The following is a 4,742-nucleotide window of genomic DNA, read 5'->3' as shown; positions in this document are numbered from 1 at the left end:
CAAGAGTATGGTTCGCACTCGCTTTACTCTGCCGCGTAGCGGCTTCGTTCAACAAACGCTTTAAGACGGATTCGCAACGCTCGGCGGTTTTGGTTTTGTGTTTACGGTGTCATGATTGAGTGTCGTGGTAGCGTTGCTCACCACTTAAGCGGGCGTTAGAAGCACATCGAAGCTAGGAGTAAATCTTTGAATTTATTTTTCAAATGGATATTTAAAAATGCATGGAACTTGTTTGGTGCTTTGGGGGTTGCAGGTACATTCTACTTTTCACTGATGTACGTTCCTGACTATGTCAAAGATATTACTACAGGGAAAGTTAATGTCATTCATGAAAGCCTCATGGATGATGTGCAAGAACTAATTTTCTACGAAAAATCAATTTCAATTGAAGATGTCGAAATGTTCATTCGCGGGAAAGAACTTAAACAGGGAATATCGTACCCGTATACATCTGAAGAACTTCTTCTCCAAGTACAAGAACGATTCATGGGAAATAAGTTTATTCCGCTTGAGAAAAGAGAATCACTGTTAGCCTCAATAAATAAACTGAGATCTAGTTATAAGCCCCCAAGCAAACCTATTGAAAAGAAGTTTGATTGGGTTCCAATTATATCTTGGTTATTTTCTGCTCTTGGTGCAATTATCGCTGCTGTAGGTGCATCAAGCCTCGCTGGCAAATTGAAGGCCGATAAAGAAACAGAAGCAGATATAATATCTGGCGATATAATCATAAATCATCATGGCGGATCAATGTCTGCTTCAGCTTTTGAGTATGAAAAAATGGTTGGTGAGGCTCTATCTGAGCTAGATGTGCCATACAAATCAGACTCAAATGAATATGACTTTGTCGTTAATCATCAAGGTAACGATGTAATTGTTGAAGTTAAAAAGTACCGCAGATTACTCGGACTTGGTACAGCACGTAACTTTTTAAACATGATTTTAGCTTCCGGTAAAGGCGGTGTCCTAGTGGTTTCCTCAGGTGTAACGCAAAGAACAAAAGAGCTGATACTAGAGCATAATCAGATCTCAGATAATCAGAAAATATTTTTGGTTACAGGAGACTCAAAAGAAAAAGTTAAGAAGCAATTATCTGATATTTTCTGTGTATAAGTGCTTCTAACAAGTTGCTTAAAAGGACGCAAAACGCTTGGCTTGCGCTCCTTCGTCGCTAATTTTAGCCAAGCATTTTTCGCCTCTTAGCAAGGCGTTGATATGACCCCCACTGTCAATTAAAAACGTAGAAGTTTCTGCTCCTGTATTATCAGAGCCTTTCTTGTTGCTTAGGGGATAGTGTTACCGCATAGATGAAGCAAGTAATGTCGTCGGTTCTCATGCTGATATACGTGGATTGCTCATCGTTTGATGAGTAGAGCCTACCTTACTTGTTCCGTCGTGGCACCTGTCTTCAGTCTATGCTCGTGGTTCAATATAGCCGAAGCTATATTGCCGTCCTAACGCCGTCGGTGTTTGTGCCACTCCCGATGCTTTATCCAATGCGATAACACTAATTCTTTCTTCATGCCGGTAATCGAGCGATTCGAGTTTTAGGATCCACGTCGCTGATGACAACCTCACGAGCAATCGCCCAGATGTAGGCGATCATCTCTCTAGCGATGGCGACCACAACGACATTTCGGTGTTTGCCTTTTTGTAGCAGTCGTTGGTAACGACGACATAACCTTTGCTGGGCCTGCCAAGCGATATCGACGATCTCTTTAGGCAGTCCTTCTTGCCTTAGTTGGAGCTCTACAGAGATGTTCGCTTTGTGCTTATAGGTGTGTGCGCCTTCGACCAGCAACCGTCTGGCCCGACTGTTGCCACACTTTGTTAAGCTGCCACGACGAGTTTTACCTCCACTAGAGTTTTCAGTTGGAACGAGTCCGAGGTAAGCCATAAGCTTTCTTGGATGATCAAATCGTCGTAAGTCACCCAGTTCGGCTATTGTGCCGAGAGCTACGAGTAACCGGACGCCACGCATAGCTTGAATGGCTTTCACCACAGGATAGTATCGCCAGTTTTTGACTTGATGGAGTAGTTCATTATCGAGTCGTTGAAGCCGTTGCATTCGCTCATTGATGGTAATGATCATCTCTTGTAAAACAATTTGCTGACTATGATGAGGAAGAATGAGGTCGGTTAGCCACCGTAGATGCTTTTTAGACCAGTTATCATTCACCGTCGCTTGGATATTATTGCGAAGAAGAAAGCCTTTGAGTTGGAATTTTGTGTCTTTGAGATCTTTCATTGCGGTTTCTCTGGCACGCGAGAGGTCTCGAATGGCTTCATCTTCTGCTTCCGGTACATAGATGGGTGTGAGCTCTTCGGCTTTTAACAGCTTGGCAAGCTTTGCAGCGTCTCGTTTGTCGGTTTTAACTCTATCGCCTGGCTTTTTAGGTATAAGTGATGGAGCGACGACATAGCAGCAGTGTCCAAGACTCGTCATTAAGCGATAAGTCCAGTAACCACATGGCCCTGCTTCATAGACAAAGTGCAGAGTGGCTTTTGGATACTTGGATTGCAGCTGTTTGGCCAATTTAATCAACGCGGACTTATTCGATTTAATACGACCAAGATGTTGTGGATTTGCTCCACGATGTTCTTGTAATACAGTGACTTGAATAAATGACTTATGCGTATCTAAGCCAATAAAAATTATGCTATCTTTATTCATGCTAGCCTCCAAATTTAGTTGTTTGACGCACTAATTATGGCTCTGGCTTTAAGCTAACCCACGATATTGGAGGCTAGCACCTTTCGTGGGGGTCATTATGTCTAGGCTTCAAGGAGTAAGTAATGAGTTTTGATGACTTTGAAAGTGAAAAAGATGCAATAGATTTAGTAACAGGTAGCATGTTCTCTGTAGACTTCTTGAAAGAAATATCAGACTTAATTTTTAGCGAAAAAGGTTCAGAAATCAGTGTGTCAGAGTTTTACACACAATGGTTAGCTAACAGCGGTAGTAAAGAACATAAGATTCCTTTTAATTTAGGCATACTAACATCGTATTTATATACGGGAATCCTTTTAACTAAAGAGCGCTGGTTTGATTTGATTCCAAATGATTCATCGGATGAACATTTAACTGATTGGGGGCTTTCACAAATTGAATACCAAGCTCCTAAAAAAGCAAACCCTTCTATTAGGTACGTTATAAAACGAATTAGGAATTCATTAGGTCATGGTAATGTTAAGGTAGATGTACCTGAAGGAATTAAGGATAAATCAGAGTTAATGAGCAAAGTTTACTTTGAGTTTTATGATGTAAATATGCGTGATAAAACAGATACTTTTCATGCTCGTGCAAATTTGAACGCGCTTTCAACAATAATTAAAAAGCTACAAGGTGTTGCGCACAAAGATGTTCGTGAACGTGCTGAGATTTAAGCCTAACAAACGACTATGGCGTCAATGATTAATTTTTTGCAGTGTTTTCATCCCACATGGCGCCATCTCTCAGCATAGAGTTAAGAGTCACAACCATCTTTCGAACACACGCGATTATTGCGACTTTCTTAGGCTTTCCGGCAGCTACAAGTCGAGCATAAGTTGCTTTGAATACGGGGTTACATTGCATGGCTGACATCATTGCCATATATAACACTGTGCGTACTTGCGCTCGACCGCCTTGGATCACGCGCTTACCTTTGTAGCGCCCACTTTCGCGTGTTATTGGAGCGACACCAATTAGTGATGCCGCTTGTTTATTTGTGATGTAGCCAAGTTCTGGTACGTTGCTAATTATTGATGCAGCGGCAATGTTTCCTATTCCAGGGACGCTCTGCAATATTGTGTTTTTAGCCTGATATTCAGGGCTATCTTCAATGAGTTTAACGAGCTTTTCTTCTAACTTGGTGATTTGATTTTTTATCGTGGTTAGCATCGGTTTGATAGTCGGATGGAGAGAAGCGGGAAGTATCTGGATTCGGTTCTTTTCCATGGTTTGCATGGATAACAACTGGTTTCGGCGAATGACTAAGTTACTCATTAGGCGTATGTTTTTTGGCTTTATGACAGTAAGAGCTGGTTTGATTGCTTCTCCATAGTGAGCAATCAATTCTGCATCTAAACGATCATTTTTGGCTCTGCGGCCAATAGCACCAGCGAACCGTTTTATGTGGACAGGGTTTGCTCTGACAATAGGTAATTGAGCCTCTGCACATGCAAGAACAAAAGGCATTTCTAATCGGCCTGTTGCTTCAATAACGATTCGTTCAGGACTGTGACTCTTAATCGTTTTGAGTGCTTTTTTGATGCCTTTATCATTGTTCTCTACTGAGAAAAATAGGTCTAGTGGCCTGATGTGGATGTCTAATTGTGTTTTGCCGGTATCAACTCCAACGTTGATGCTTTGATTGATTTTGGTATTCATAATAAGCTAACTCATGCTTGCGTAATGCGGGTTCGAGACCCAGTCGACTATTCGAGGTTTATGCTTGAAGTCCTATGTAGCGTTCATGTTTGTTATCGGTCTCTCGATAGAGGAGCCAGCGTTTAAACGAACTACTACATAGAAAGCTTTAGTTGCAGCTAAAGCCTGGGTCTCACATTACCCGATTGGAGTGCTTATTATCCATACAAACTGTTTAAGAGTGATTCGCAACGCGTGGCATTTTTACTATGCGTTGATTTTAGTGTTTAAGGTGGTATGCGGTAGCATTGGTATTGCGTTGCTCACACCTTAACAGGGCTACATGGACTCCCTCTTTTGTCAACAATAGCTCCCGCTGACAACAGTGGAT

At 41.8% G+C, this 4,742-nt stretch carries 4 protein-coding genes; 2 read left to right on the top strand and 2 right to left on the bottom strand.

The window, feature by feature from the left end:
• The first annotated feature begins 186 nt into the window (after positions 1-186).
• The gene (locus tag AB6E52_RS22690; protein WP_102321492.1) at positions 187-1,113 is read left to right on the top strand and encodes a hypothetical protein; all 927 of its coding nucleotides are present in this window, start codon (positions 187-189) and stop codon (positions 1,111-1,113) included.
• Positions 1,114-1,519: 406 nt separating this feature from the next.
• Here the strand turns inward: AB6E52_RS22690 and AB6E52_RS22685 are convergent, their stop codons facing one another.
• Positions 1,520-2,674 carry an IS110-like element ISVisp2 family transposase gene (locus tag AB6E52_RS22685; RefSeq protein ID WP_102321493.1) on the bottom strand — a complete coding sequence of 385 codons (1,155 nt, stop codon included), beginning with the start codon at positions 2,672-2,674 and terminating at the stop codon, positions 1,520-1,522.
• Between the two features lie 122 nt (positions 2,675-2,796).
• Here AB6E52_RS22685 and AB6E52_RS22680 point away from each other — a divergent pair, with 122 nt between their 5' ends.
• Entirely contained in the window at positions 2,797-3,387 is a 591-nt protein-coding gene (locus AB6E52_RS22680) for a HEPN family nuclease (RefSeq protein WP_102321494.1), read from the top strand.
• 28 nt (positions 3,388-3,415) lie between these two features.
• Here the strand turns inward: AB6E52_RS22680 and AB6E52_RS22675 are convergent, their stop codons facing one another.
• The gene (locus tag AB6E52_RS22675) at positions 3,416-4,372 is read right to left on the bottom strand and encodes an IS110 family transposase (protein WP_198594334.1); all 957 of its coding nucleotides are present in this window, start codon (positions 4,370-4,372) and stop codon (positions 3,416-3,418) included.
• Positions 4,373-4,742 lie beyond the last annotated feature (370 nt).

The sequence above is a fragment of the Vibrio sp. 10N.247.311.13 genome (assembly GCF_041467595.1).
Taxonomy (GTDB): domain Bacteria; phylum Pseudomonadota; class Gammaproteobacteria; order Enterobacterales; family Vibrionaceae; genus Vibrio; species Vibrio crassostreae_C.
This window is presented reverse-complemented; position numbering and strand designations above follow the sequence as displayed.